The sequence below is a fragment of the Paraburkholderia sp. J10-1 genome (assembly GCF_905220165.1).
In the GTDB taxonomy this organism is placed as follows: domain Bacteria; phylum Pseudomonadota; class Gammaproteobacteria; order Burkholderiales; family Burkholderiaceae; genus Paraburkholderia.
In genome coordinates, this window is sequence record NZ_CAJMYW010000051.1 from 1 (window position 1) to 1,279 (window position 1,279).

The 1,279-nt window shown below is 62.6% G+C and carries 1 protein-coding gene; it reads left to right on the forward strand.

Going from position 1 to position 1,279, the window contains the following annotated elements:
* Window positions 1-459: 459 nt before the first annotated feature.
* Window positions 460-1,279: paraquat-inducible protein A (locus U5A65_RS40620; RefSeq protein ID WP_321949705.1), on the forward strand; the 820-nt coding region annotated here is incomplete at its 3' end.

Genomic DNA, 1,279 nt, shown 5'->3' on the forward strand with positions numbered 1-1,279 from the left:
AACGATCCTCGCAGCACGGCAGGATTCACCGGCCCCGTTGAAATGCGTTCGTGGAAGGATGCAGACGGCGGATGCTGGCGTACAGGCGAACTAGCGCGCTGGTCCTTGGTAGCGCCCCCACGCTGACTCGACAGCGCGTCATGCTGTATTTACCTTGAAGTGGCAATCAAGCAGGAGAGGTCAACGTGTTCCTTGCGACAACCCGACTCACTGGCGAACCATCACGCAGCAGGATCTGTCGAGACAGCCCGTCCGACGCCGGGTGCAAATCGTGTCCGCAACCTTGTGCGCGCTTCGCACTTGCGGCCGTCCATCAAGAACTCAGAGTCCTGCGAGGGACGGTGCTCAAGCAGTGGAACGAGATTGCTGCACTCGAGGCAGAACTCGCATCCATGCGCATGGGATTGAGCAATGCGACGGACGCGTCTGAAGCCTGACGGGGCGAGCGATCTGAAAACCATGGAAATCCGCAACCTCATCGCCTGTCCCGATTGTGATCTGCTGCTGTCGCGCCCACTCCGGACCGGGAAGACTCGGGGAATGCGCTGCCCCCGCTGCGGGGCGAGCATCGCCAGCACAGACATGGCGCGACTCGATCGCGTCCTGGCGCTGGCGCTCGCAGCAATGATTACTTTCTTCATCGCACAGGCGTATCCAGTCGTCGAGCTCGAGATGGGTGGAATCACATCGGCCACTACCCTGACAGGGACCGTTTGCGCACTCTGGGTTCAAGGCATGTGGCCACTCGCTGTCCTGGTCGCCTGCGTGACCATCGTGTTTCCGTTTCTCGATCTTGCCGCGGTTCTCTACGTTACCGGACCTGTGCGCCTCGGCGTGGTTCCTCCCGCGTTTTCAGCGGTGCTGCGTGTGCTGCAGTTCGTGCGGCCATGGGTCATGATCGAAGTCCTGTTCCTCGGGGTCGTTGTCACTGCAACGAAGCTTGCTGACCGAGCATACGTCACCCCGGAGACCGCCCTCTTCGCGCTTGGCACGCTGCCGTTCATGCTCGCAGTCGTCATGGAATTCGAGCCGCGTGCCCTCTGGCACATCCGCGAGACACTGGATGCGCGCGAACGCGATAACTTGCCAGGGCCACCCACGACCTTTCCCGCGTTGCCCTCCGTGTCCGCGATGGACCTCGGGCTTGTTGCGTGCAGAACCTGCGACGGTGTTGCCCGCCGGAAGTCCGATGAGTCCAGTCGTGGCGCGCCGTCCGCCCCGCAAGCGCGCGCGGCTGCCCAGCAATGCTCCCGGTGCGGAGCAAGGATGCATCCCAGGC